Source organism: Niveispirillum sp. FG156, from assembly GCF_057809555.1.
Genome location: NZ_JBMDKE010000008.1, coordinates 130,076 through 155,224, shown reverse-complemented (window position 1 = coordinate 155,224; position 25,149 = coordinate 130,076). Strand labels below are relative to the sequence as shown.

The 25,149-nt window shown below is 64.7% G+C and carries 21 protein-coding genes; 8 read left to right on the top strand and 13 right to left on the bottom strand.

Features of this window, described 5'->3' with window-relative positions; translation table 11 throughout:
* Positions 1 to 9 precede the first annotated feature (9 nt).
* Positions 10 to 2,199 carry a beta-glucosidase gene (locus ACODSP_RS07115; RefSeq protein ID WP_488964940.1) on the top strand — a complete coding sequence of 730 codons (2,190 nt, stop codon included), beginning with the start codon at positions 10 to 12 and terminating at the stop codon, positions 2,197 to 2,199.
* Positions 2,200 to 2,240: 41 nt separating this feature from the next.
* On the opposite strand, the gene ACODSP_RS07110 is transcribed toward ACODSP_RS07115, so the two are convergent.
* The 7 genes from ACODSP_RS07110 to ACODSP_RS07080 all read right to left on the bottom strand — a co-directional run bounded on the left by ACODSP_RS07110 (position 2,241) and on the right by ACODSP_RS07080 (position 12,382).
* Positions 2,241 to 2,873: an isochorismatase family protein gene (locus tag ACODSP_RS07110; RefSeq protein WP_488964925.1), complete on the bottom strand. Its 633-nt coding sequence runs from the start codon at positions 2,871 to 2,873 to the stop codon at positions 2,241 to 2,243.
* 88 nt (positions 2,874 to 2,961) lie between these two features.
* Positions 2,962 to 4,137: an alpha/beta hydrolase-fold protein gene (locus ACODSP_RS07105; RefSeq protein WP_488964924.1), complete on the bottom strand. Its 1,176-nt coding sequence runs from the start codon at positions 4,135 to 4,137 to the stop codon at positions 2,962 to 2,964.
* A gap of 80 nt (positions 4,138 to 4,217) precedes the next feature.
* The gene (locus tag ACODSP_RS07100) at positions 4,218 to 6,701 is read right to left on the bottom strand and encodes a TonB-dependent receptor (RefSeq protein ID WP_488964923.1); all 2,484 of its coding nucleotides are present in this window, start codon (positions 6,699 to 6,701) and stop codon (positions 4,218 to 4,220) included.
* 223 nt (positions 6,702 to 6,924) lie between these two features.
* Positions 6,925 to 8,223 carry an amidase gene (locus ACODSP_RS07095; protein WP_488964922.1) on the bottom strand — a complete coding sequence of 433 codons (1,299 nt, stop codon included), beginning with the start codon at positions 8,221 to 8,223 and terminating at the stop codon, positions 6,925 to 6,927.
* Positions 8,220 to 9,623 (bottom strand): phenylacetate--CoA ligase family protein, encoded by a 1,404-nt coding sequence (locus ACODSP_RS07090; RefSeq protein WP_488964921.1) that lies wholly within the window; start codon positions 9,621 to 9,623, stop codon positions 8,220 to 8,222. The genes ACODSP_RS07095 and ACODSP_RS07090 overlap by 4 nt, the downstream gene beginning before the upstream one ends.
* A gap of 21 nt (positions 9,624 to 9,644) precedes the next feature.
* Positions 9,645 to 11,015: an MmgE/PrpD family protein gene (locus tag ACODSP_RS07085; protein WP_488964920.1), complete on the bottom strand. Its 1,371-nt coding sequence runs from the start codon at positions 11,013 to 11,015 to the stop codon at positions 9,645 to 9,647.
* Positions 11,012 to 12,382 (bottom strand): MmgE/PrpD family protein, encoded by a 1,371-nt coding sequence (locus ACODSP_RS07080; protein ID WP_488964919.1) that lies wholly within the window; start codon positions 12,380 to 12,382, stop codon positions 11,012 to 11,014. The genes ACODSP_RS07085 and ACODSP_RS07080 overlap by 4 nt, the downstream gene beginning before the upstream one ends.
* A 184-nt stretch (positions 12,383 to 12,566) precedes the next feature.
* On the opposite strand from ACODSP_RS07080, the gene ACODSP_RS07075 reads away from it, so the two are divergent.
* Positions 12,567 to 13,277: a GntR family transcriptional regulator gene (locus tag ACODSP_RS07075; protein ID WP_488964918.1), complete on the top strand. Its 711-nt coding sequence runs from the start codon at positions 12,567 to 12,569 to the stop codon at positions 13,275 to 13,277.
* 12 nt (positions 13,278 to 13,289) lie between these two features.
* Here ACODSP_RS07075 and ACODSP_RS07070 read toward each other — a convergent pair whose 3' ends face one another.
* The 5 genes from ACODSP_RS07070 to ACODSP_RS07050 form a co-directional block, all read right to left on the bottom strand.
* Positions 13,290 to 14,072, bottom strand: coding sequence for an enoyl-CoA hydratase-related protein (locus ACODSP_RS07070; RefSeq protein ID WP_488964917.1), 783 nt, complete (start codon positions 14,070 to 14,072; stop codon positions 13,290 to 13,292).
* Positions 14,073 to 14,093: 21 nt separating this feature from the next.
* Positions 14,094 to 14,888: a GntR family transcriptional regulator gene (locus ACODSP_RS07065; RefSeq protein ID WP_488964916.1), complete on the bottom strand. Its 795-nt coding sequence runs from the start codon at positions 14,886 to 14,888 to the stop codon at positions 14,094 to 14,096.
* Between the two features lie 100 nt (positions 14,889 to 14,988).
* Positions 14,989 to 15,912: a polysaccharide deacetylase family protein gene (locus ACODSP_RS07060; RefSeq protein WP_488964915.1), complete on the bottom strand. Its 924-nt coding sequence runs from the start codon at positions 15,910 to 15,912 to the stop codon at positions 14,989 to 14,991.
* On the bottom strand, positions 15,912 to 16,865 hold the full coding sequence (locus tag ACODSP_RS07055; RefSeq protein ID WP_488964914.1) for a polysaccharide deacetylase family protein: 954 nt from the start codon (positions 16,863 to 16,865) through the stop codon (positions 15,912 to 15,914). The genes ACODSP_RS07060 and ACODSP_RS07055 overlap by 1 nt, the downstream gene beginning before the upstream one ends.
* 17 nt (positions 16,866 to 16,882) lie before the next feature.
* Positions 16,883 to 17,572 (bottom strand): isochorismatase family protein, encoded by a 690-nt coding sequence (locus tag ACODSP_RS07050; protein ID WP_488964913.1) that lies wholly within the window; start codon positions 17,570 to 17,572, stop codon positions 16,883 to 16,885.
* 274 nt (positions 17,573 to 17,846) lie between these two features.
* Between ACODSP_RS07050 and ACODSP_RS07045 the strand changes: the two genes are divergently transcribed.
* The 6 genes from ACODSP_RS07045 (at position 17,847) to ACODSP_RS07020 (ending at position 24,423) form a co-directional block, all read left to right on the top strand.
* Entirely contained in the window at positions 17,847 to 19,100 is a 1,254-nt protein-coding gene (locus ACODSP_RS07045; protein WP_488964912.1) for an MFS transporter, read from the top strand.
* A 4-nt stretch (positions 19,101 to 19,104) separates the two neighbouring features.
* A complete protein-coding gene (locus ACODSP_RS07040) occupies positions 19,105 to 20,517 on the top strand; it encodes a 3-isopropylmalate dehydratase large subunit (RefSeq protein WP_488964911.1) in 1,413 nt (470 codons plus the stop codon).
* Positions 20,518 to 20,521: 4 nt separating this feature from the next.
* Positions 20,522 to 21,130 carry a 3-isopropylmalate dehydratase small subunit gene (gene leuD, locus ACODSP_RS07035; protein WP_488964910.1) on the top strand — a complete coding sequence of 203 codons (609 nt, stop codon included), beginning with the start codon at positions 20,522 to 20,524 and terminating at the stop codon, positions 21,128 to 21,130.
* Positions 21,131 to 21,152: 22 nt separating this feature from the next.
* Complete coding sequence (locus ACODSP_RS07030; protein WP_488964909.1) at positions 21,153 to 22,364, top strand: CaiB/BaiF CoA transferase family protein; 1,212 nt, start codon at positions 21,153 to 21,155, stop codon at positions 22,362 to 22,364.
* A gap of 3 nt (positions 22,365 to 22,367) precedes the next feature.
* Positions 22,368 to 23,306, top strand: coding sequence for a hydroxymethylglutaryl-CoA lyase (locus ACODSP_RS07025; RefSeq protein WP_488964908.1), 939 nt, complete (start codon positions 22,368 to 22,370; stop codon positions 23,304 to 23,306).
* A gap of 223 nt (positions 23,307 to 23,529) precedes the next feature.
* Entirely contained in the window at positions 23,530 to 24,423 is an 894-nt protein-coding gene (locus ACODSP_RS07020; protein ID WP_488964907.1) for an SDR family NAD(P)-dependent oxidoreductase, read from the top strand.
* Between the two features lie 21 nt (positions 24,424 to 24,444).
* Here the strand turns inward: ACODSP_RS07020 and ACODSP_RS07015 are convergent, their stop codons facing one another.
* On the bottom strand, positions 24,445 to 25,128 hold the full coding sequence (locus ACODSP_RS07015) for a TetR/AcrR family transcriptional regulator (RefSeq protein ID WP_054166439.1): 684 nt from the start codon (positions 25,126 to 25,128) through the stop codon (positions 24,445 to 24,447).
* Positions 25,129 to 25,149: the final 21 nt, after the last annotated feature.

The following is a 25,149-nucleotide window of genomic DNA, read 5'->3' as shown; positions in this document are numbered from 1 at the left end:
CGGGTACTGATGCCGCTCGTGGCTGCCAGCCTTTGCTTAGGCAGCCTGTCCTGCTCCGCCATTGCCCTGGCGGCGGGGGAGGGCTGGCGCAATCCGTCGCTGTCGCCGGATGAACGGGCCCGGTTGCTGGATGCGGAACTGACACTTGATGAGCGGATCGGTCGGCTGCATGGGCCGATGGCGCTCACCTTTCCCGGCGGTCCGCCCATTCCGGCGGGGTCGGTCGGCGGGGCCGGCTTCATCCCTGGCGTGCCGCGCCTGGGCATTCCGGCACTGACGGAAACCGACGCCAGCCTGGGCATCAGCAATCCCGGTGAGGTGCGGCCCGGCGATACCGCCACCGCCCTTCCGGCCAGCCTGGCGCTGGCCGCCAGCTTCAATCCCCGGCTTGCCTATGAAGGTGGCGCCATGATCGCCAAGGAGGCGGCGGCGCGGGGCTTCAACGTGCTGCTGGCCGGTGGCGTCAATCTGGCCCGCGACCCGCGCAATGGCCGCAATTTTGAGTATCTGGGGGAGGACCCGTGGCTGGCCGGCATTCTGGCCGGGGAAAGCATCAAGGCCATCCAGGACCAGAACATCATCTCCACCGTCAAGCATTTCAGCCTGAACGGGCAGGAGACGGGCCGCTTTTACGCCAATTCCATCATCAAGGAGGCCGGCCACCGCGAAAGCGACCTGTTGGCCTTCCAGATCGCCATTGAGAAGGGCCAGCCCGGCTCCGTCATGTGTGCCTATAATCTGGTGAATGGCGATTATTCCTGCGGCAATGATCACCTGCTGAACGGCGTGTTGAAGGGGGATTGGGGCTATAAGGGCTGGGTCATGTCGGACTGGGGGGCGGTCCACGCCACCGACTATGCCATCAAGGGCCTGGATCAGCAGTCGGGCGAGCAACTGGACAAGCAGATATGGTTCGGCGAACCGCTGAAACAGGCGGCCCTGGCCGGCACGGTGCCGGAGGCGCGCCTGTCCGACATGTCGCGCCGTATCCTGCGTTCCATGTTCGCCGCCGGCCTGTTTGACGGCAAGCCGGTGAAGCCGCAGATCGACGCCGCTGCCCATGCAGCGGTGGCGAAGAAGGTGGCCGATGAAGGCATCGTGCTGCTGGCCAACAAGGGCATCCTGCCGCTCAACGGTGGGGCCGGTAAGAAGATCGTGGTGATCGGCGGGCAGGCGGATGCCGGCGTGCTGTCGGGTGCGGGTTCATCGCAGGTGACGGGCATCGGCGGCAATGCCCGCGTGGTGCCGATCGGCGGTGACGGGCCCATGGCCATGTGGGGGCGGCAGGTTTTCCACGCCTCCTCCCCGCTGAAGGCCCTGCGCGCCGCCCTGCCGGAAGCCACGATTACCTTCGCAGACGGGCGCTACCCGGCAGAGGCGGCGGCCGCCGCCAAGGCCGCGGATATCGCCATCGTCTTTGCCAACCAGTGGATGGCGGAGGCGTTGGACGCCTATGACCTGTCGCTGCCGCAGGGCCAGGATGAGATGATCCAGGCGGTGGCATCCGCCAATCCCAACAGCATCGTGGTGCTGCAGACCGGTGGCCCGGTCCTGATGCCCTGGCTGGACAAGGTTGGGGCCGTGGTCGCCGCCTGGTACAGCGGGCAGAAGGGTGGGGAATCCATCGCCGATGTGTTGACCGGTCGGGTCAACCCGTCGGGTCGCCTGCCGCTGACCTTCCCGGCCAGCCCGGACCAGTATCCGCGCCGCGACCTGCCCGGCTGGGGTCTGCCCAAGAAGCAGCAGTTCGATGTGGTCTATGATGAAGGGGCCGATGTCGGTTACCGCCGCTTTGCCGCCCTGGGCATGAAGCCGCTGTTCCCCTTCGGCCACGGCCTGTCCTACACGAGTTTCGCCTATGACAAGCTGTCGGTGAAGGGTGGTGACACGCTGACCGTCAGCTTCCGCGTCACCAATACTGGCGCTGTGGCCGGCAAGGATGCGCCACAGGTCTATCTGACCGGGGCCGGTGGTGTGAAGCTGCAGCGCCTGATCGGCTTCGACAAGGTCGATCTGAAGCCGGGTGAGACGCGGACGGTAACGCTGAAGGCTGATCCGCGCCTGCTGGCGAACTTTGACGAGGCGGGCCGGCAATGGCGTGTCGCGGGCGGCACCTATGAGGTGACCGTGGGGCCATCCGCGGAGAAGGCCGCCCTGACCGGCACCGCCAAGGTCAGCAAGCGGGCGATGAAGCCGTAAGCGATGGAGGGGCCGGCTATATTCCGCCGGCCCTTTTCTTTTCAGCGCTTTGCCAACTGCGCAATCGCCTCTTCAAGGCCGATCACATCGGCATATTTGGCGTTTAGGTCGAACAGGTTGGCGTCATGCACGCGGGCATCGCGGTCGCCCACAGCCTCGCGCACCACCAGCGGCACGAACCCATGCTGACAGGCATCCAGCGCCGAGGCGCGGACACAGCCCGAAGTGGACAGGCCGGAAATCAGCAGCGTGTCGATGCCGCTGGACGCCAGGGTAGAGGCCAGCGAGGTGCCGAAAAAGGCACTGGCATATTGCTTGGTGATCACCGGTTCGCCCGCCGCCGGTTCCAGCCCCTCTGCGAACGATGCCCAGTGCGGATGCAGGCCGCGTTCGAAACAGGACAGGGCCTTCACCTTGCGGAAGAACACCCCGCCATCCACGCCACCGGGCGTATAGGCGACATTGGTGTGGAAGACCGGAATGCCGGCGGCGCGCGCGGCGGTCAGCAGCGTGACCGCCCCCGCCAGCGCCTTTTCCACCCCGGCATAGAGCGGGCAGGCGGGGTCCAGATAGGCATTCACGAAATCGATGATCAGCAGGGCCGGGCGCTTGCCCCAGCCAAGGCGGTTGCCGAACCCGGCCTGGGCATAGTCGGCATTCAGATCGGTGGCCATGATCGGCGATCCCCTTTGCAAATGAAAACGGCCTTCCCCGATACGCGACGGGGAAGGCCGTGACTTGTCTGTTCGGTGCGTCTGACCGTCAGTTGAACAGAAGCGGTGCAATCTGTTCCAGATAGGCGCGCCAGTTGGTCCAGGTGTGGCCGCCGCCGCTTTCGACATAGGTATATTTGATACCGTAATCGGCCAGGATCTGGCGGAAGGGCGGCGCCATCTGGATGACGAAATCCTCCTTGCCGACGGCATAGAAGACCAGACCGCCGGCCTTGGCACGGGCCTTCAGGGCGGCGTCATTGACCTTGCGGTAATTCGCCGTCTGTTCCGCCGACAGCATGCCGATAGAGAAGACGCCGATGGACCCGAACACGTCCGCGCGCGGCAGGCCGAACTGGATCGTGTGCGCCCCACCCATCGACAGGCCGACCATGGCGCGGGTCTTGGCCGCCGCCTGGGTGCGGAAATGCTTGTCGATGAAGGGGATCAGGTCTTTGTGCAGGTCGCTGCCGAAATCGGTATTCTCCATGCCCTGCACGCCTTCACGCGTCGGCGTGTGGCCATACGGCATGACGATGATCATCGGCTTGGTCTTACCCGCCGCGATCAGGTTGTCCAGGATGTAATTGGCATTGCCCTTGGTGGTCCAGGCATCGTCGCTGTCGCTGTAGCCATGGACCAGATAAAGGACTGGGTAACGATCCTTGCCCCCCGCCTCATACCCCGGCGGGGTATAGACATGGGCGCGGCGCGTGATGCCCAGGGTGGAGGACGGATACTCGACCACGGACACGACGCCGTGCTGCACCTCGGCCTTGTAGAACTGGTTGGACTTGCCGTCACCCGTCAACTGCACAATCGATTGCACGCCACCTAAAGCTTCGGCAAAGCGGGTGCCGCGCGGATCGGCGATGCGCATGCCGTCCACCTTGAAGACATAGGTATAGACGCCGGCATCGACGGCGCCCGTCGTGGTCACCGACCAGTAGCCATCGGCATCCTTGGTCATGGGCAGGCCCGGCGGCTTGCCGTCCATGCCCATGGGGACGCTGTTCATTTCCTGCGGCAGGGCGACGACTTCCTTGGCGTCCTTGGCACACAGGCGGAAGGTGACGCGGCCGTCGGGCAGATGTTCGACCGATTGATATTCCAGCGGCGGCTGGAAGAAGGTCCGGGCTTCACAGGCGGGCTGGGCCGCCTGGGCCGGCAGGGCTGCCAGGACAAGCGGCAGGGCGGCAACAGCGGACAGTAAAAGCTGGCGCATGATCGCTCCTAGTAAGGCGTGGTGTGGCCTCAAAAATCACCCCCAGGGACAAGGTTGTCCCCAGGGGCGTGACTTTATGCTCAGAACTTGTACTTCGCCTGGATGCCCAGGGTACGGCCTTCACGCAGACCGACATTCAGCGTCGAGTAGGTGAAGCCAATGGTCGGCTGGAACAGGATATTGTCGCTGGCCGTGGTGTAACGACGGCTGTCGAACACATTGTTGGCGAACACATCGACCGACACGGCACCAACCGTCACGCCGGCACGGGCGTTGAAGATGTGGCTTTCGGGCGTCTTCACGACATTGGCCACATCCGACCAGACGCCGGACTTGTAGTTGTAATCGACGCGCGCGAACCAGCTGGCATCTTCCCACTGATCGAACTCGCCATTGAACATGACGCCGCCGGAGGCCGAATACTTGGACGTCGCCGGCAGTTCATTGCCGGAGAAATCGGTGCTGCCGACCAGGAAGGTGACCAGCGGGGCGTTGTAATCCTTGATCTTGCTGTCGTTCAGCGCGCCGGCTGCCGTCAGCGTGATCATGTTGGTAACGCGGAAAGAGCCGTCAAATTCCAGGCCCTTCATGTCGGAATTGCCGCTGTTGATGGTGCCGAACACGCTGCCGAAACCACCGGTGGGCGTCACGAAGGTCTGGATGACCTGGTTCAGCTGATCCCGCCACTGCGAGTAATAGGCGGCAAAGGCATAACGCAGACGGTTGTCGACGGCGGTGCCCTTCAGGCCGATTTCGTAGGTGGTGACCTTTTCCGGGCTGACGAACAGGTCGATGCCCAGCGTCTTGGCGATGGTCGCGGCCTGACCGGTATAGGTGGTCACACCGGAATTCAGCGATGCCGGGTTCACGCCCTTGGCCACGGAGGCATAGGTCATGACCTGATCGGTCCACTGATACTGGGCGATCACGCGGGGCAGGAAGTTCTTATAGGTCTGTTCCGCCAGCTTCGACCCGGCCTTGTAGGTGCCAACCGGCACGAAGGTGGGGTCGGTGACCACGGCATCGGCCAGCGGCGAGATATAGGCGTACAGCTTGTCGATCTGATAACGGCCTTCAACGCTGGCGGTCAGCTTGTCGGTGATGTCGTAGGTGACGCCGAAGAAGCCGCCATAGGTCTTGGATTCCGTCTTGCCGGACGGCGTGACCTGACGGTTCAGGATCATGTTGTCCAGGGTATCGACGGTCCGCTTGCCGTTCGCACCCAGATAGGACACGCCGGCGACGAAGCGCAGCGCCTCGCCGTCATCGTAGCTGGTGCGCAGTTCCTGGGAGATATCCTTGGAGATATTCTCCACCAGATAGGCCGAGCTGAAATAGGAGCGCAGGCCGTTGGTGGCGGTATAGGCCGGGTTGGCGATGCCGGAGCTGTCGTAATTGCCGATATCCGACAGCGAGCCCCATTCCTCGTGGTTGATGCCGGTCAGCGAGCTGATGGTAAAGTTGGTGTCGGGGATATCGTAATCCACCACCAGATGCGCGTGGCGGTAGTCACGCACCAGGCCGTAGCTGTCAACGCTGTCACTCGGGTCGATCAGACGGTTGGTCGTCACGGCCAGCGCGTTACGCACGAAGCTGTCGACATTGTAATTGCCGGCGGGCGTGGTGGTAGGCAGGGACGGAACGGTACCGCACATGAACGGATTGAACCCGCCCAGGGTGCAGTTCGCCTGCGCCGGTACCACAACGCGGCCCGTGCTGTCCGTGATGGCGCGCGCACTGATCAGACCCAGGGCGGCGGGGCCATCCTTGTCATGGGACAGGATTCCGAACGCCTTGATCGTCAGGTTCTCGGTCGGCGTCGCCACCAGCAGCAGGTTAGCATTGCGCGATGACTGGTCACCCAGGGTCACGGACGGGTTGGCGTAGTTCTTATACGTGCCGTCCTTGGCGTTGTAATCGCCGGCAACGCGGAAGGACAGCTTGTCCTCAACCAGCGGACCTTCCAACTCGGCCTGAACGCGGCGGGTGTTGCGGGTGCCGATCATGGTGGTCAGGCTGCCGGCATAGTCGTTGCCCGGTTCCTTGTTCACCACGTTCAGGGCGCCGGCAAAGGTGTTACGCCCGAAATAGGCCGACTGCGGCCCGCGCAGCAGCTCGATGCGTTCCGGACTTGAAACGCTCATCACGGCGGTGGGGGAGGAAACCGGAACGCCGTCGATGAAGGTGGCGACGGGCGTGCTGTCGGTCGATGCCGGCGTGAAGCCGCGCAGGATCAGCTGCTGGAACGACCGGTCGCCGCGACCGCTGCTGTTATTGTTGATGTTGAAGCCGGGCGTCTGTTCGGACAGGTTCTGAACGGACGTGATGCCCCGCTGCTCCACCTCTTCCGCCGTGACGGCGGTGACGGAAACAGGGGTCTTCAGGATGTTTTCGGACCGCTTGCGGGCGGTCACGATGATTTCTTCCAGCTGCATGGTTTCCCCGCTGCTGGTCTTGGCTGTCTCCTGCGCGTGGGCGCCGGACGTCAGCACGGATGCCCCGATGGCCATGGTGATGGCCAGGCGCGACGCGCCGAACGGGGGCTTGAACTTTACTTCCTTCATTCTTGTCTCCCAGTCGAAACATGGTCCCAGAAAGCATGCCGGGCACTTGTCGGCCCGCCTTGCACGCAAAGCTCCGCCCCTCCGTGAAGAACCGGGGTTCCACGGGTTTCTTTCAGGGATGGGTCGGAACTTTGAGCGTTGGTCGTTCGGCGGATGATGTGTTTGGCCTGGAAACCGCTCAAGCCTGACACCACGCCTGTCCACTAGGCGGTCGCAATGGGGCTCAGGCGAGACAGGCGGCGGCGGCCAGCACGGTTGCCGCGTCCCGGCCCATCACCTGCACCGACAAGGGCAACCCGTCGGGGGCCGTGCCAAAGGGCATGGCGACGGCGGGGCAGCCAATGAAATCGGCCAGTGCGGTGAAATCCGCCTGATTGGCCGGCACCGGAGCCTCAAAGGGGAACGCGGTCTGCGGTGCCGTGGGCAGCAGCACCACATCCACCTCTTCCAGCCAGGCGCTGCCGCCGGTGCGGATTGCGTCCAGCCCCTGATAGGCGGCGGCCAGCTTCGTTGCCGGCTGCCGCCCGCCCCAGCGCAGCAGGCCTAGGAATTCCGGTGAGAAGCCATCCTCCCCCTGTGCCAGCCGGTCGGCATGGGCGTTCAACCCCTCCACCTCCGACACCAGCAGGCCCAGGCGGCGGGCCTGGCCGGGCTGATAACCCGGCATGTCGGACATTACCCGTTTCAGGCCGTTCAGCAGCAGCAGGGTCGCCGCTTCCTCCCGCGCCTTCCAGGTGAAATCCGGTGCGTCCACACGGGCGCGCCAGTCCGGAATGGCAAGCCGCAGGCCCGCAATATCCACCGGCATCAGCGCCCGTCGGTCTCCGGCATGGGCGGCCAGCAGGGTACAGTCGGCCAGCGACCGCGCATGCACGCCCACATGGTCCAGCGTGGTGGACAGCGGGATGACGCCATCCAGGCTGATGGCATGCCGCGCCGGCTTGTAGCCCACGATGCCGCAATAGGCGCTGGGAATGCGCACCGATCCCATAGTGTCGGACCCCAACGCCGCCGCAGCCAGCCCGCCGGCCACGGATGCCGCCGATCCGCCGCTGGAGCCGCCAGCCGTGTATCCGTCGCGCAACGGGTTCTGCGTGCGCCCGAACCAGACATTGTCGGTCGTGGCGCCCAGGGCCCCTTCATGCATGTTGACGGTGCCCAGAATCACGGCACCCGCCGCGCGCAGCCGCGCCACGCATTCGGCATCCTGTTGCGCCACCCGGTCGCGGTAGGCGCCGATGCCGGCATGCCAGAAGGCACCCTCCACGGCGATGTTCGCCTTGACGGCCATCGGTGCCCCGTCAATCGTCGATAGGGGCTTGCCTTCCTGCCAGCGCCGGGCCGATGCCGCCGCCGCCGCCAGGGCACGGTCGGACAGTACCTGATTATAGGCGCGGATATGCCCGTCCAGTGCTGCGATCCGGTCCAGATAGCAGCGGGTGACAGACAGGGCGTCGGCGTCGCCCCGCCGGTACAGGTCGGGCAGGCCGGTAATGCCGGCGGAAAGGATGGCGTCGCTCATTTGTACCGCTCATCAATCAGGCGGATCGGCTTCTGCCGCACGTCGATCTGGGTCAGGCCGGCGGTGGCGCGGTGATCGACCAGTTCGACCCCCACCTCAATTCCGATCTTCTGTTTCAGGACGGCGCGGCTGCGTTCCGCCACATCCTGGCGGTCATTGCCGGCCGCGTTCGTCTCGGCAATGACAATGAACTCATCCCGTCCGGCGGCATCGCGCACGGCCTTGCAGATATATTCGCCCGTGATGCCGGCCACGCCGTTCAGCATGGGGCCGATGGCCTGTGGGAAGATATTGATGCCCCGGATCTTCACCATATTGTCCGACCGGCCCAGGAACCCCTCAATCCGCTTGAAACCGACACCGATGCTGGAGGCACCGGTACGCACCTGCGTCACGTCATGGGTGTTGAAGCGGATGATGGGGTGGATATCGTCCTTATAGATGCAGGTGACGACCATGTCGCCCAGGGCGCCATCGGCCACCGGCGCGCCCGTGTCGATGTCGCAAACTTCCAGGACTTGCGCATCCTCCATGACATAAAGACCGTCACGGTCCGGCCCTTCGCCGGCGATACAGCCCGTATCCCCCACGCCGTACCAGTCGAAGCACTCCGCCCCGCCCCAGGCCGCCGACAGGCCCGCCTTGTCCTCCTTACCCAGATGGCCGGAGATCATGCGGATATTCAGGTCGCGGACGGGGTCGATCCCGTTCTCCCGCGCCACCTCGGCCAGCTTCTTGATGTAGTCGGAGAAGCCGACAATCACGGTCGCCCCGAACTCCTTCATCAATTGCACCTGCTGCGCCGACCGTGTTTCCACGCCCGTACCCGCCGACATGAAGATGGAGGAGGTCCAGTGCAGCACGCTTTCGCGGACATAATGGCCGCCATTGATCATGCCGTGACCATAGACGGAATGGACCACATCGTCGGGCCGCATGCCCTGGAACCGGTAAAGCCGGCCCAGAAGCAGGTTCTGCGCCTCGCGCCCCTTGGCCCCGAACAGCAGGACCTGCGGCTTGCCCGTGGTGCCGCTGGTCGTGTGGAACACGACGGGCGGCCGCTCCCCGGCGGGGTAGCTGGAGAAACCGGAGAAATCACCAAAGGGCGGGGCGATTTCCAGGCTGGCCATGATGTCCGACTTGTCGAACATCGGCAGGCGCGGCAGATCGGCGATGGAGCGGATGTCGCCCTTCTCGATCCCGGCCTTGCCCCACAGGCGCTGATAGAAGGGCGTGGCCCAGGCGCGGGCGACGCAGCGCATGAACAGGCGGTTCTGATGCGCGGTCAGCGCGTCCCTGCTGGTCTGCGTGGCAAACCGTACGAAATTGTCACCGATCGGATGGTCCTTCTGCAGGGCATCCCAGTCCACGGCGTTGAAATAGGTCTTGTGCCCGTCCATGGCAAAATTGCTCCCTTGATATCAGTCTGACAGGCCGGCGGCGCGGCGCAGCAGACGGGCCATATCGGCCTGGTCCTGAAGATCGTCGATGGCCTGGATTAACGGGTCGGCCAGATCGGCGGCACCGGCGAAATCCAGACAGGCGCGGAATTTCCGCAGATGCTGTTCCCGGCTCAAGGGCGTCATGGGACTGCCCAGCTGGCTGTCGATATGGGCCTGCACGATGCGTCCATCGGTCAGTGTCGCTTCCGCGATACCGGGGGTGAAGGCGGCGGGGTCGGGATTGTCATCCGCCACCACCTTGATCCGGCTGCCCAGCGCATGCAGCGCCGGGTCCGACAGGCGGCTTCCCGCGAAATCCGACAGGCCGACGGTGCCGCGCGTCAGCACGACCGCACCCAGCCAGGCAAAGCACAGCCGTGCGTAATTGGCCGTCAGTGCCGCCGGATATGCGGGCAGGGGACGGCCCACCAACCGCTGGATCAGCGGCGGCGCGGTGTAGGTCAGGCTTTCCAGATTAGCGGCGGTCAACCCATGGTCGCGCATCAGCGTCTGCAGGGCGACGATCCCCCCATGCGCGGCGCGGCCCGTGGGAAACGGCTTGTGGCTGACCTCTGCGATGCGCCAATCCTTGCCCAGCCGGTCCAGCAGCGGCGGCAGGTCGGTTGCCGTCTCGAACATCGCCAGATAGCCGAAGGGACCGTCGATACTGGCCGCCGTGCCGGGTATGCCGGCCATCGCCAGATCCAGCGCCATCAGGCTGGCCTGGGCCGCGTGCGCCACCTGGATCGGCAGGCCGGGCTTGCCCTCCACATGCGCTTGCATGGTGCCCGACGCAAAGGCCAGGGCATGGCCAAAGGCGTTGCATGTCGTATCGACATCCAGTCGCCGCAGCCGGGCCATGGCCGCCACACAGCCGAAAATCCCCGCCGTGGCCGGGCGGAAGAATTTAAGGGGTGTCTTGGCGGCAAGACCCAGCGTGACGGCGATATCGACACCGGCGGCCAGTGCCGCGCCGAACTCCGCCCCCGTCACGGGCAGGGGCTGGCGTGCCGTATCGGCTATCATCGCGGCCAGGATGGTGGCCAGCGGATGCAGCACAGCGACTTCATGCACGCAGTCAAATTCCTGGGCATGGATCTGAAAGGCATTGATGAAGGCCGCCTGTGGCGGGCTCAATCGATATCCGCGCCCCAGGATGGGGGCATGGCCATCCCCGCCCCATGCCTGTGCCACGGCACCGATCTCCGGCGCAAACGCCGCTTTGGCCCCCGCGATCCCCACCCCCAGCGTATCCAGAAGGAAGGTGCGAACCGCGTCGCGGGCCGGTTCGGGCAGCGTGACCCATTCCACCGACAAGGCGTGGCGGGCCATGATTTGCGATGCGGTCATGCGGCTTCTCCCGTCAAACGCCCCGGCCATTGCGTGGGCAGGGGGCGGCCTTCCGCCAGTTCCAGGCATTCCGTCACCAGCATGCCGATCTCCGCCGCCCCCATCCCCGCTGCCTGCATCAGGCCGCGTGCCTTGTCGATGGTGCGGTCGATGGAGAGCGGGTTTTCCGGATCGCCCAGGGCGTCCGGCTGTTCATGCACCAGCAGGTCGCCATTGATGAGGTTGACGACCACCCGTGCCCCGAAATGATTGGGATAGGCCCTGGCATAGGGTTCGCCCACCGTCACCTTTACCCGCGACCGCAATTCGACCACAGCAGGGTCGGCAATCATCGGCGGGTCGAAGGCCGAAAGCGGCGGGGGACCGTGTAGCAGGCTGACAGCCACCACATGCTGGAGCGAGAATTTTGCCTCAATCACAGTGCGCGGTGCGGGCCGGTCGCAAAAGCGGATAGCATCGCCATAGGTTTGAATGGCGATCCCCCGCACCTCCCGCAGGTCCAGCCCTTCACGCCCCGTTTTGGACAGCAGGGCCAGGGCCGCGTCGATCACCGGATGAACGTGGCGGCAGGCGGGCCAGGGCTTCAGGCTGACATCGGTGATGCACCATCCCGCCGGACTGATCCCGGCCAGAAGGTCCGCGGGCATGGCGCCAGGGGCCGTGGCCGCGAACAGCCCTTCCTTGCCCTCCAGTATCTGTGCCGGTCCCCGCAGGCCGGCGGCGGCCATGCGCGCGGCCAGCAGCCCGTCACCCGCAGCCTGGGCATTATGCACCTGCTTGGCGCTGGACCGTGGGTCGTTGCGTGTCTCCCACAGGCCGCCGGTACGCGTGATGGCCAGCGCCATGGCCTGGGCCATGCCGTCGCGGTCAAGGCCCAGCAGGCTGGCGCAGGCCGCCGCCGCCCCCACCGTTCCGGCACTGGCTGTGGTATGCCAGACGCGGTAATGCCCGTCGCCCAACGCGCGGCCCAGGCGGATCACCGCCTCATACCCGCGCACAATGGCATCCAGAAGGGCATCGGCACTGGTGTTGGTCGCCTGGGCCAGGGCCAGGGCGGCGGGGATGACGATGGGGCCGGGATGCACCCTTGCCCGCTTGTCCACGTCATCCATTTCATAGATGTTGCCCAGCGCGCCGTTATACCGCGCCGCCGCTTCCGCCCCCGCGCCATGCGCGCGGCCGATCGCGGTACAGGGACCGTCCGCACCGTCCAGGAAGACAGCGGCAAGCGTGTCGGCAACCGGTGTTGCCGCGCCGATCACGGCACATCCCGCCCAATCCAGCAGATGAACAGCCGTGCGCCGCCGCATCGCGGTGGGAACCGGGCGGGAAAGATGGTCGGCGAACTGGGCGATCAGCATCATCATGACCCTATTTGTCCGGACAAAACTCCGTACCATGCTTCCCGGCATCAAACAGCCATGCGATGGCGGGACGGGACGGTTTTCATGCCGCCCGTCCGACAGGTGGAGATGCGGAGTCCCGGTCACGGTTGACGAAGCGGCCTTGCGGAGGCTTTCATCCCCCGTCCGCAGATAAGGAAAGCGCAGCGTGGCCGTTCCCCGATACCAGCAGATCGCCCAGATGCTGCGTGCCGCCATCACCAGCGGCACCTACAAGGTCGGCGACCTTCTGCCGACGGAGCAGGAGCTTTGTGCCACCCATGGCATTTCCCGCCACACGGCCCGCGACGCGCTGCGCCTGCTGACGGATGCCGGTCTGGTGACTCGCAAGCGCCGGGCGGGCACCGTGGTGGCGGCCAGTGCGGAGCCGGCCCTGTTCGTGCAGCCGCTGGGGGGATTTCAGGATCTGCTGCAATATGCCCGCACCGCCCGGCTGACCATCCTGGCCTATGTCCCCGCACCCGCCGATGGCATGGCCCGTGATCTTGGCCTGCTGCCGGGTGACTGGCGGGAATTGCGCGGCCTGCGCCGCGACGGGGCGAAGGTGGTGGGCCTGACCCGCATCCTGATCCGCACCGATTGCGCACCCTTGCAGGCAGAGATCGAGGAGACGCCAACCGTTGCCGACGCGATCGAGGCCCGGTTCGGCCTGACACCCAGCCGCATCGACCAGCAGATCAGCGCCATGGTGCTGGACAGCCGCAACGCTGCCCTGCTGGGCTGTGAACCGGGCACGGCGGCCCTGCGCACCCGCCGCACCTATCACGATGCCAAGGGCGTGCTGTTCCTGGCCAGCGAGAGCATTCATCCCGCCGACCGCTTCGTCTATTCGATGAGCTTCAACCGGGAGCGGGAATAGAAACGCTCATCGTTACCCGAATGTGAAGTTGGCCTTCCGCTTCTCACGGAAGGCATTGCGGCCTTCGATGAAATCCTCGCCCTCGATGGCGTCCAGGAATTCCGCCACCGTCGCCGCATTGTCGGTCAGTTGCCCGCCCAGCACGCGGTTGATCATCCGCTTGGTGGCGCGTGCCGTGTACTGGCTGGCCGCTGTGATCTGTCCGGCATAATCCAGCACTGCGCTTTCCAGCGCGTCGACCGCTGTCACCCGGTTGACCAGCCCCATGGCAAACGCTTCGTCGGCACCCAGCAGGCGACCGGTGAACAGCAGGTCCTTGGCATGGGACGGCCCCACCGCCTGCACCAGCCGCTTGGTGTCGCCCAGCGGATAGACCAGACCCAGCTTACCAGGCGTGATGCCCATGCGGGCGTCGGATGCGGCAAAGCGCAGGTCGCAGGCCAGGGCCAGGCCCAGCCCGCCGCCCACGCAGGCCCCCTGGATCATGGCGATGGTCGGCTTCACGAAATCGGCCAGCCCGTTCATGGCCCCGGCAATGTCGCCGGCATAGGCAGCGGTGCCTTCGCGCGTTTCATAGGCGGCTTCGAATTCGGAAATATCGGCCCCTGCGGCAAAGGTTCCCTCTGCCCCCTGCACCACCAGCACGCGGATGGCGGGGTCCGCCGCCGCCTCATCCAGGCGCACACGCACCAGCCGCCACATTTCCTGCGACAGGGCATTACGCTTGGCAGGATGGTTCAGGATCAGGCGACCGATGCCATCGGCGTCGCGGCGCAGAATAACCTTGTCGGACATGTCACACCTTGTCTCTGTCTCTCACCCGTCCGCGCGCCAGCTTCCGGCGGATTTGCGGGTGGAACGCATATGGTATTTGAAGCGGTCGGGCCGGTAGTGGGCATGGATCAGCTGCACCGCGCGGCCATCCTTGTCCCGCATCACCCGTTCCACCCGCAGCAAGGGCGATCCGGAGGCGAGGTCAAGGGCGGCGGCCATCTGCGGTTCGGCGGCGACCGCGGTGATCCATTGCTCCGCCTCATGCGGGGTGGCGTCGACCCGTTCCAGCAGGACCAGGGTGGGGATGCTTTCCATCTCCTCCCGGCTGATGCGGGCGGCGATATCGGTGGGCATGTACTGGATCAGATAGCTGAACGGTTCGCCCGACAGTTTGCGCAGGCGCACGGCGCGCTGCACCGGGGTGCCCGCTTCCATGTCCAGCAACGCCGCCACGGCGGGCGGGGCCGGCATATCGGCCAGTTCCAGCACCTGCACCTGCGTCTCCAGCCCCATGGTCTTCAGGCTGTCGATCAGATTGTCGAAACTGCCATGGACCTGGGGCAGGGCGGCGGATGCGGTGACCATTGTGCCGCGCCCGCGATGCCGGCTGACCAGATCATGGGCCGCCAGTTCGTTCAGCGCGCGTTTCACCGTGATGCGCGACACATCGAAAAGCCGGGCCAGTTCCTGTTCGCCGGGGATCACCGAATGGGCCGGGAATTCGCCCGTGCGGATTTTCTCCCGCAGCACCAGATAGATCTGGTGATAGAGCGGGACCGGTGCGCTGGGGTCCAGTTGATCCGGGCTCAATCCCGCCGGGGTCAATTCTTGGTCCATGAAGGGGCGTCCAGGGGGCATGGGAAGGGAATGCTCCCGACTTATCCGCATCTTATGCCTGCCGCACAAGGATGGCGTTGCGGTCGGGAGCGTTCCGTCCTCATGCCGACAGGGCGCGTGTCAGGTCGCGCGGCGTCACACCGGCGGCCCCGGCGCGGTCCAGCACGCCCTTCAGACTGTCGCCCAACGCCTTGACGCGATAGGGCAGGCCGCTGACATAGGGGCGCACGGTCAGGGTGAGAAGGCGCGGGCTGTTGAACCGGCCCGCCTCATCCAGAAGCCAATCGGCGGCATCCGCCACCTGCGTGGCCCATTCATGCTCCGGCCGTGTGTAGTTGATCAGGATCTGCCAGTCGTCCAACTCGTTGGACAGGGGCAGGGCCGCCAAATCGCCCGCCTCCGTCCGGAACCGGGTGGGCAGTTCGTCATGTGCCCAATCCGCGAACCAGCTTATCCCCTTGGCCGCCAGCCGGGCCGGCGTGGCAAAGCCCTCGGCCCGTCCCGGACTCAACCACCCGTCGGGGCGATACCCGCAGGCCGTCTGGACCGCGTCCAGGGTGCGGGTGATATAGCCATCCTCCACCTCTGCCGACAGGCCGGAATGGTGCAGGCTGTCCGTGTCCCAGCCATGGGCGCAGATATCATGCCCATCCGACAGGACATCCCGCACCAGTCCCGGATAGCGTTCTGCGACCGCACCCTGCACCGCGAAGGTGGCGCGCAGGCCCAGCTTGCCGAACAGTGTCAGCAGGCGATAGGCACCGACGCGGTTGCCATAATCACGGGTGGTGTAATGGCGCAGGTCCGGATAGGGCGTCTGCATGGCGCCCGGCGCCTTGAACGGCTGCCCCGATGGGTTCAGGGGGAAGAATTCCAGCGGGACCAATACCCACAGGCCCAGCTTCGCCCCACCCGGCAGGGTGATGGGCGTGCGGTTGATGATGGGCGATGCCGGATAATGATCATGGTCCGGGCCGGCATGACGCTTGGCATAGGTGAAATAGCTGTCGGGCAGGATGCTCATCACAGGCCCCCCTGCGGGTTGAAACCGGTGCCGGGCCGCGCATCACCGCGCCGGGCGATGTCGGCCAGGGTCTGGTCGTAATGGTTGGTCCTATAGAACTCGGCGATTTCCTTGGCCGTCGTCACCCAGACATCGTCACGGTGGCTGGTGATATAGCGCAAGGCCTCCCGGAACGGCCCGATCCGGTGGGGATGGCCGACCAGATAGGCGTGCAGCGGGATGCACATGACGGTGCCTGTGTCCGCCCCTTCCTCCAGCAACTGGTCGAAATGGCGCATCAGGGCATCGGCATAGGCGCGCGGGCTCTGGTGATAGATGCCATAGGTGATGACGTCATTGACCTCCAGGCTGTAGGGCATGGAAATCAGACGGTTGTCGCCCTTCACCTTTACGGGCTGCGGCTGGTCGTCCTGGAACAGGTCGCAGCTATACCAGAAGCCGTACTCGGCCAGCAGGTCGAGCGTACGCTCGGTATGGGTCAGTGCGGGTGCCAGATATCCGCGAATCCGCTGCCCCGTCGCGTCCATCACGGACTTGATGCTGTCCTCCAGCACGGCGCGTTCCTGCGCCTCATTCATGTTGTAGGAATAGCGGGTGTTATAGATGCCGTGGCTGAAGAATTCCCAGTCACGGTCCACGCAGGCGCGGATGATTTCCGGGTGATGGTCCAGCATGGCGACGGACAGGCTGATGCTGCCGCGCACATTGAACTCGTCCATCACCTCCATCAGCCGCCAATGTCCGACCCGGTTGCCCCAGTCGCGGGCGGAATAGGGCACGATGTCGGGATGCGGCCGGCCCCAGGGCTTGCGCGACGGGTTGATGGGCGGGTCCAACTCATAGAACTCGATATTCGGGGCCACCCAGAAGGCAACCTTCTTATTCCCCGGCCAGGTGATCTTGGGCCGGTCGCGGTAGGGCCAGAAATCGTACAGATTGGGATCGCTGTGCATCACTTCCGTCCTCCCGCTCAACCGGCCAGGGCCGCCAGATGGGCGTCCACTTCCGCCACATTCACGACGTCGGCATATTTCAGCAGCAGGTCGGTCAGGTTGGCGTAGTGATAGCTTTCATGCTTGTCGGCCACGCATTCCTCCGCAACGATGGTGCGATAGCCATGGGACAGGCTGTCCACTGCCGTGGCGCGCACGCAGCCCGACGTGCTGCCGCCCGTCACAATCACCGTATCGACCTTGTGCCAGACCAGATAGCTGGGCAGCGGCGTTTCGAAAAAGGCCGATGGCATCCGCTTGTCGAAGACGAAGTCCACGGCAGGGTCGATTTCCACGCGCGGATCGAAGGCGTGGCGGTCGCTGCCGGCCTTGATGTTCTGCAGGCTGTCGGGCGTGTTGGTGCGGGTCCCCCAGACGCCGGCATCGCCTGCATCGGGCTTGTACATCACGCGGGTCCAGATCACGGGCATACCCAGCCGGCGGGCGGCCGCACTGATCCGGTTCACATGCGCGATCTGATCCGGGTCGGTGACATAGGCGGTCTTGGGGAACAGGTCGGGCCGCGTATAGGCCTGCTGGAAATCGACATTCACGATGGCGACCCGGCTGCCGAAGCCGAACTTCGCGCGGGCGGGGTTGGCCTTCACCTGTTCAAACAATTGGCGGGCCGTCTTCTCTTCCCGCACCATCGTCGGCTCGAACCGCATCGTATCGTCTTTCCGTCTGATAAGTGAACTGACCCTGTTTCCAACAGACTGGCGAGTTTTGAAATGGCCGGCCCCGCATTCATCTGTCAGGTGGACAGGGATGCTCCATCCTGTGGACGGATGACGGGGCCGCTGCTGCAATTCGCGGCACAGCCATTGTCCGCTGGGTGGATGGGGCGATGAAAATTTCCCGGTGGCCAGCATTCCCATTGGTGAAGGCTGATGGTGTCATGATAAAGACATATCATTATACCATTTAAAGCCGGGGGCGTGCATGTCTGTCGATCGGTCTGAATTCAGGCAAGGCTGGAAGGTGGTCGCCGCCTCCGCCCTTGGCATCGGGACCGGGCTGTCGCCCATCCCCTTCTACACGATGGGTGTCTTCGTGGCGCCGCTGTCGGCGGAATTCGGCTGGGGCGTCGATCAGATCATGCTGGCGCTGATGATCATGACCCTTGGGGCCATGGTCATGGGGCCGGTGGCCGGCATGGCGGCTGACAAGTTCGGTGTCCGACGTGTCGTGCTGATCTCTGTCGCGCTTTTCGGCCTGACACTGGCCGGCTTTGCGTTTTCGAACGGATCGCTGACGCTTTTCTACATCAACTGGATGCTGATGGCGGCGCTGGGTGCGGGGACATTGCCCATCACCTGGACGCGGGCCGTGAATAACTGGTTCAACGCCAATCGCGGTCTGGCCCTGGGCCTGTCGTTGCTGGGCACGGGCCTGTTCGGGGCGTTCGCCAAGCTCTATGCCAATTACCTGATCGGTGTTGTCGGCTGGCGCATGGCCTATGTCGGCCTGGCACTGCTGCCGTTGTTGCTTGCGCTGCCGGTTGCGTTCCTGCTGTTCCGTGACGTGACGGACAAGGGGGCAACGGGCGCGCCAGCGAAGGTGGCGCATCGCGGCTTCACCCTGCGTCAGGCACTGCGCACCTACCGGTTCTGGGTGCTGGCCATCGCCTTTGTGCCCATCGCCTTCGCCGTCGGCGGCCCGATCCCCAATCTGGAAAAGATCCTGGGCTCCAAGGGGCTGGATGCGCAGCAGGCGGTGCAGATTGCCAGCCTGATCGGCCCGTCGGTCATCGCGGGCCGCCTGATCGGCGGCTGGCTGATCGACCGGTTCTGGGCGCCGGGCGTGGCTTTTGTGCTGCTGGCCCTGCCGGCGGCGGCCTGTCTGCTGCTGACGGGCGATGGGGTCACGGCCATGCCCGCCATTGTGGCGGTGCTGCTGATCGGGTTCGCGGCGGGAGTCGAATATGACATCCTGGCCTTCATGGTCAGCCGCTACTATGGCATGCGGTCCTATGGCGCCATTTACGGCATGATGTATGGCTTCTTTGCCTTCGGTGCGGGTTTCGGTCCCTTCATTTTTGGCCGGATGTTCGTCCAAAGCGGACATTACGACACGGCCCTGATATACGGCGCCGTCGCCCTGCTGGCCGGTGCGGCCCTGCTGCTGACCATGGGGCGTTACCCCACCCAGGAAAGCCTGCCCGGCGATGATGCCCGGCCCGCGACGGGGGGGTGAGGAAATGGGCCTTTCCCTTGTCGAGAAGCTGTGGGCGCGCCACTGCGTCGCCGATCTGGGTGACGGCACGGACCTGCTTTATATCGACCGTGTGCTGCTGCATGAACGCACCGGGTCCATGGCGCTGAAAGGGTTGAAGGAACAGGGGCGCGCCGTGCGCCATCCCGACCGCGCCTTTGTCTGTATGGACCATATCGTCGATACGCTGCCGGGGCGCAGCGACACGACCATCATGCCCGGCGGCACCGCCTTCATCCAGGAAACGCGGGCAGCGGCGGCGGAAGCCGGCATCCGCGTCTTCGATATCGGTGACGACCGCCAGGGCATTGTCCATGTCGTCTCCCCCGAACAGGGCATCGCCCTGCCGGGGGCCACGCTGGTCTGTCCCGACAGCCATACCTGCACGCAGGGTGGTCTGGGCGCCTTGGCCTGGGGCATCGGATCGACCGAGGCTGCCCACGCGCTTGCCACCCAGACATTGGTGGTCAAGCGGCCCAAGACCATGCGTGTGCGGTTCGACGGGGCGCTGCCCCCCGGCGTAGGCGCAAAGGATATGATCCTGCACCTGATCGCGGCCCATGGGGCCGGCGGTGGGTCGGGCTATGCCATCGAATTTGCCGGGTCTGCGGTGTCCGCCCTGTCGGTGGAAGCGCGCATGACCCTGTGCAACATGGCCGTTGAATTCGCGGCCTGGACAGGGCTGGTGGCGCCTGACGCCAAGACCATCGACTGGGTCAAGGGCCGCCCCTTCGCACCCACGGGCGATCTGTGGGACGCCGCCATTGCCGACTGGCAGGGGCTGGTCAGTGATGCGGATGCGGTCTTTGACAAGGATATCCGCATCGACTGTGCCGCCATCGCGCCAACCATCACCTGGGGTACCAGTCCACAGCATGCGGTGCCGCTGACCGGTCATGTGCCTGATCCCGATACCGCTGCGGATGCCACCGCGGCACAGGCGCGGCGCCGGGCGTTGGAATATATGGGCCTGAAGGCGGGTGACGCCCTGATCGGTCTGCCCATCGACGGTGCCTTTATCGGCAGTTGCACCAACAGCCGCCTGTCGGACCTTCGCGCGGCGGCTTCTGTGCTGAAGGGGCGGAAGGTCGCAACCGGCGTTCGCGCCATCTGCGTTCCCGGCTCCATGCAGGTGAAGGCGGCGGCAGAGGCCGAAGGGCTGCATCTGGTGTTCCTGGCCGCCGGCTTTGAATGGCGTGAAAGCGGCTGTTCCATGTGCTTCTTCGCGGGCGGCGAACATTTCGGCAAGGGGGAGCGTGTCGTCACCTCCACCAACCGCAATTTCGAAAACCGCCAGGGACCGGGCACCCGCTCGCATCTGGCCAGTCCCGTGACTGTGGCGGCCTCTGCCATTGCCGGTCATATCGCCGATCCGCGGTCATTTCTGGGGGAGGGGTGATATCATGCAAAAGTTCACCCGCCTGACCGGCATCGCCGCCCCGCTGTTCCGTGCCAATGTCGATACTGACGCCATCATCCCCTCACGGGAGATGAAGAAAGTATCGAAGGAGGGGTTGGGCGAGGGCATGTTCGCCGACTGGCGCTACAGCGACGTTGCGAACAGGGTCGAGAACCCGGATTTCATTCTCAACTGGCCCTGCTTCCGCAAGGCGCCGATCCTGCTGGCCGGTCCGAATTTCGGCTGTGGCTCGTCACGTGAACATGCCGTCTGGGCGCTGCAGGATTACGGTATCCGCTGCGTTATCGCGCCCAGCTTCGGGGCGATCTTTCAGGGCAATTGCGTGCGCAACGGCATTCTGCCGCTGATGCTGCCGGAGCCATCGGTGGCGGCGCTGGCGCAGGCGGCGACACCGCAACTCCTGACCGTCGATCTGGCGGCGCAGAGTGTGCGTGTGCCTGACGGCACGGAGCTGCCCTTTACCATCGCGCCCGCCGACAAGGAAATGCTGCTGGAAGGGCTGGATGCCATCGGCGTCACCCTGAAACGGCTGCCCGCCATCAGGGATTTCGAAGGCAGCTACCGCGCCCGCAATCCCTGGCTTTTCTTCTGACTTTCAGCGTTCGAGGTTTCTCATGTCGCACGACGACAAGGCTGCCACCCCTTTGCCCCTTGCTGGATTGAAGGTGGTGGAGTTTACCCATATGGTCATGGGTCCTACCGTGGGCATGGTGCTGGGTGACCTGGGTGCCGATGTGGTGAAGGTGGAACCGATCGGGGGCGACAATACCCGCCGCCTTCTGGGCTCGGGTGCCGGCTATTTCCCCATGTATGGCCGCAACAAGCGCAGCCTGTCCGTGGACCTGAAATCGCCGGAAGGCAAGCAGATCGCCTTTGATCTGATCGACAAGGCCGATGTCCTGATCGAAAATTTCCGCCCCGGCGCCATGGATGCGCTGGGTTTTGGGGAAGAGGCGCTGAAGGCGCGCAATTCCGGCCTGATCTATTGCTCCGCCAAGGGCTTCCTGTCCGGTCCCTATGAACATCGCGCCGCCCTGGATGAGGTGGCGCAGATGATGGGCGGCCTTGCCTATATGACCGGTCCGCCGGGCCGTCCCCTGCGCGCCGGGGCGTCGGTAATCGACGTGATCGGTGGCCTGTTCGGTGTCATTGGCGTGCTGGCCGCCCTGATCCAACGCGGTACGCTGGGCCGGGGTCAGACCGTGAAATCGGCCTTGTATGAGAATTGCGTGTTCCTGGTGGGACAGCACATGGCCCAGTATGTCGTGACCGGCACCGCCGCACGCCCCATGCCCGTGCGTATCTCCGCCTGGGCCATCTATGACCAGTTCCAGACGAAGGACGAGCAGACCGTCTTTGCCGGTGTCGTCACCGACGGGCAATGGGTCGGCTTCTGCAAGGCGTTCGGCCTGGACGATTTCGCCGCCGACGAGACGCTGGCCAAGAATAATGGCCGGGTGCAGGCCCGCGACCGGATCATCCCGCGCGTGCAGGACCTGTTCAAGAGTTTCACCAAGGCCGACTTGCTGGCCAAGCTGGAGGAGATCGGTTTGCCCTTCGCGCCGATCAACCGGCCGGAGGATCTGTTTGATGATGCGCATCTGGCGGCCTCTGGCGGGCTGCTGGACCTGCATCTGCCCGATGACCAGCGCCCGATCCGCCTGCCGGCCCTGCCGGTGGAAATCGACGGTCAGCGCCCCGCCATTCAGCATGATCTGGCCAAGCCCGGTCAGCATACGGGCGAGGTGCTGGCGGAGCTGGGGTACGACCCGGCCCGCATCCAGGACCTGCTGTCGCGCGGTCTCGTCGTTCAGGCGGAGGGGTAAGTCATGACCGGTACCTTCATCGAGATTTCCGAGGTCGGTCCCCGTGACGGGCTGCAAAGCATCAGCCCGATCATGCCGACCGAAGCCAAGAAGGCCTGGATCGCCGCAGAGGCGGCGGCAGGGGTGCGGGAGATTGAGGTCGGGTCCTTCGTTCCGGCCAAGATCCTGCCGCAGCTGGCCGATACCGCCGAGCTGGTCGCCTTCGCCCGTACCATCCCCGGTCTGACGGTCGCGGTGCTGGTGCCCAACCTGAAGGGGGCGGAGGCCGCCGTGGCCGCCGGCGCGCATAAGATCACCATTCCGCTGTCGGTCAGCGAAACGCACAGCCTGCGCAATGTCCGCCGCACCCATGCCCAGATGCTGGAAGAAACCGCCGCCATCGCCGCCCTGATCAAGGCGCAGACAGAGGGCAGCCGGCCCAAGTTTGAAGGCGGCCTCTCCACCGCCTTCGGCTGCACCCTGGAAGGGGTGGTGCCGGAGGCCAAGGTACTGGAAATCGCCGAGGCTCTGATGAAGGCCGGTTGTGATGAGGTTGGCCTGTCCGATACCACCGGTTACGCCAACCCGGCCCAGGTCAAGCGCCTGATCCGCGCGGTACGTGGGGTGGTGGGGCACCATGCCTGTTCGGGTGTTCATCTGCACAACACGCGCGGGCTGGGCCTTACCAACGCCCTGGCGGCACTGGATGAAGGCATCACCACCCTGGATGCATCGCTGGGCGGGATCGGCGGCTGCCCCTTCGCCCCTGGTGCTTCCGGCAATATCGTGACCGAGGATTTGGCCTTCATGCTGGCCGCCATGGGCTATGAAACCGGGGTCGATCTGGAAAGGCTGCTGGCTGTACGGGATATCGTGAAGGCGGCCCTGCCGGATACGGAGATGTATGGCTTCACCCCGGATGCCGGATTGCCAAAGGGGTTCCAGGGCTCCTGGGGTGTGTGACCACCCGTCACCCCGGATGCTGCCCGGAATGGGAGGGCGGCTGAAGCAGTGCCTAGGCCGGCGACGAAGGCGGAGCCTTTGCGCCGGCTAATCCCGGTTCCGTCAATCTCCTGCTGGCTTTGAGCTACAGAGGAGTTTCCAGCTAGCATGATATTCACTCGCTTGTTAGTTAATATTTGATCCGCTATATAGGGCCAAGGAATAAGCAGGGAGGTGCCACGAAATGGCGTTGAAGGACCGTATCGCGATTGTCACGGGTGCTGGTGGCGGATTGGGCCGTCAGCATGCGCTGTTCCTGGCCCGACAGGGCACCAAGGTGATTGTCAATGATCTGAGCCAGGAAGCGGCCGATGCCGTGGCTGCGGAGATTGTGGAGGCCGGTGGCGATGCCCTGGCCCATGCCGGATCGGTGACGGATGAGGCGGCGGTGGCGTCGCTTGTGTCCCGCACGATGGCGCAATGGGGCCGGATCGACATCCTGGTCAATAATGCCGGCATCCTGCGTGACAAGAGCTTTGCCAAGATGGGGCTGGACGATTTCCGTATCGTCCTGGATGTGCATCTGATGGGTGCCGTCATCTGCACCAAGGCGGTTTGGGAGATCATGCGGACCCAGCGTCATGGCCGCATCGTGATGACCACATCCTCCTCCGGCCTTTACGGCAATTTCGGGCAGGCCAATTACGCGGCGGCCAAGATGGCGCTGGTCGGCCTGATGCAGACATTGGCGATCGAGGGGGAGAGGTACGGCATCCGCGTCAATTGTCTGGCCCCAACCGCCGCCACGCAGATGACCGATGGCGTGCTGTCGGGTGACAGTTTGGAACGGCTGCACCCGTCCCTGGTCAGTCCGGCCCTGCTGCCGCTGGTGTGCGATGACGCGCCGACGCGGACCATCCTGTGCGCCGGCGGGGGCAATTTCGCAGCGGCCAACATTACCCTGACCCAGGGGTGCTATATCGGCAGCGGTCCTGAAACGGGTGCCAGGGTAGTGGCCCGCCTGGATGAGGTGACGGACCGCACCGGGGAGATCGTGCCCGGATACGGCTTCATGCAGGCTGAACGCGAACTGGCGGCCAGTGGCTGGGGCCAGCCGGTCATGGCCGTGGCGCGGTAAGCCATCACTATGGGAGGGGCATCACCCCTCCCGCACCTTGCAGACTTCCTTGAAGCCGGCGGCCATGAAGGCGGCCATGCGGGCCTTCACGGCGGCGAAATCATCGGATTTGCAAAGACCGCCCGACAGCTTGTCGATACGCCCCGTGCGCGCCAGGGTCAGCAGCAGCGCACCCGTCACGAAATGATAGCCCCAGAAGATATCCTCCTCGGCGCAGCCGGGCAGGGCCTTCTTCAGCAATTCGATCAGGCGCAGGACGACCGGATCGAAATGCTTGTCCATCAGTTCGGCCCCCCATTCCGGGGTATTGGCAACCTGCGCGCCCAGGGCAGCATAGTTCTTCCAGCCTTCCCCCCCCTCGATATAGAGGTCAAGGTCGGTGTCCAGGAAGGCGTGCAGCGCTCCCTCGACCGTGGGCTTGCCGGCGGTTGCCTTCTCATATTCGTCCAGCACGGTCATCCGCCGCTCGCTGGTCACGGCGGCACGGCGCGCGAAGACGGCGTCGAACAGCTTCTTCTTATCCTCGAAATAGTAATTCAGCAGCGTATGGTGGACGCCCACGCGCTGCGCCACATCCTTGAGTGTGACGCCATAGAGACCGTGCTTGGAGAAAAGGTACTCGGCCTCGTCGAGGATCTGTTCCATCATCTCCGCGCGCTGCTCCGCCTTGGTGGAGCGTCGGCGGGATTTCACCTGTTCAGACACCGGTTCGTCTTTCCGTCATTG

Excerpts from the sequence above, each read along its gene's own strand:
- ACODSP_RS07025 (WP_488964908.1), top strand. The coding sequence starts at position 22,368 with ATGACCGGTACCTTCATCGAGATTTCCGAGGTCGGTCCCCGTGACGGG.
- ACODSP_RS07045 (WP_488964912.1), top strand. The coding sequence starts at position 17,847 with ATGTCTGTCGATCGGTCTGAATTCAGGCAAGGCTGGAAGGTGGTCGCC.
- ACODSP_RS07105 (WP_488964924.1), bottom strand. The coding sequence starts at position 4,137 with ATGCGCCAGCTTTTACTGTCCGCTGTTGCCGCCCTGCCGCTTGTCCTG.
- ACODSP_RS07060 (WP_488964915.1), bottom strand. The coding sequence starts at position 15,912 with ATGAGCATCCTGCCCGACAGCTATTTCACCTATGCCAAGCGTCATGCC.
- ACODSP_RS07085 (WP_488964920.1), bottom strand. The coding sequence starts at position 11,015 with ATGACCGCATCGCAAATCATGGCCCGCCACGCCTTGTCGGTGGAATGG.
- ACODSP_RS07095 (WP_488964922.1), bottom strand. The coding sequence starts at position 8,223 with ATGAGCGACGCCATCCTTTCCGCCGGCATTACCGGCCTGCCCGACCTG.
- ACODSP_RS07040 (WP_488964911.1), top strand. The coding sequence starts at position 19,105 with ATGGGCCTTTCCCTTGTCGAGAAGCTGTGGGCGCGCCACTGCGTCGCC.
- ACODSP_RS07070 (WP_488964917.1), bottom strand. The coding sequence starts at position 14,072 with ATGTCCGACAAGGTTATTCTGCGCCGCGACGCCGATGGCATCGGTCGC.
- ACODSP_RS07110 (WP_488964925.1), bottom strand. The coding sequence starts at position 2,873 with ATGGCCACCGATCTGAATGCCGACTATGCCCAGGCCGGGTTCGGCAAC.
- ACODSP_RS07090 (WP_488964921.1), bottom strand. The coding sequence starts at position 9,623 with ATGGACGGGCACAAGACCTATTTCAACGCCGTGGACTGGGATGCCCTG.
- leuD (WP_488964910.1), top strand. The coding sequence starts at position 20,522 with ATGCAAAAGTTCACCCGCCTGACCGGCATCGCCGCCCCGCTGTTCCGT.
- ACODSP_RS07080 (WP_488964919.1), bottom strand. The coding sequence starts at position 12,382 with ATGATGATGCTGATCGCCCAGTTCGCCGACCATCTTTCCCGCCCGGTT.
- ACODSP_RS07115 (WP_488964940.1), top strand. The coding sequence starts at position 10 with ATGCCGCTCGTGGCTGCCAGCCTTTGCTTAGGCAGCCTGTCCTGCTCC.
- ACODSP_RS07030 (WP_488964909.1), top strand. The coding sequence starts at position 21,153 with ATGTCGCACGACGACAAGGCTGCCACCCCTTTGCCCCTTGCTGGATTG.
- ACODSP_RS07065 (WP_488964916.1), bottom strand. The coding sequence starts at position 14,888 with ATGGACCAAGAATTGACCCCGGCGGGATTGAGCCCGGATCAACTGGAC.
- ACODSP_RS07100 (WP_488964923.1), bottom strand. The coding sequence starts at position 6,701 with ATGAAGGAAGTAAAGTTCAAGCCCCCGTTCGGCGCGTCGCGCCTGGCC.
- ACODSP_RS07055 (WP_488964914.1), bottom strand. The coding sequence starts at position 16,865 with ATGCACAGCGATCCCAATCTGTACGATTTCTGGCCCTACCGCGACCGG.
- ACODSP_RS07050 (WP_488964913.1), bottom strand. The coding sequence starts at position 17,572 with ATGCGGTTCGAGCCGACGATGGTGCGGGAAGAGAAGACGGCCCGCCAA.
- ACODSP_RS07020 (WP_488964907.1), top strand. The coding sequence starts at position 23,530 with ATGGCGTTGAAGGACCGTATCGCGATTGTCACGGGTGCTGGTGGCGGA.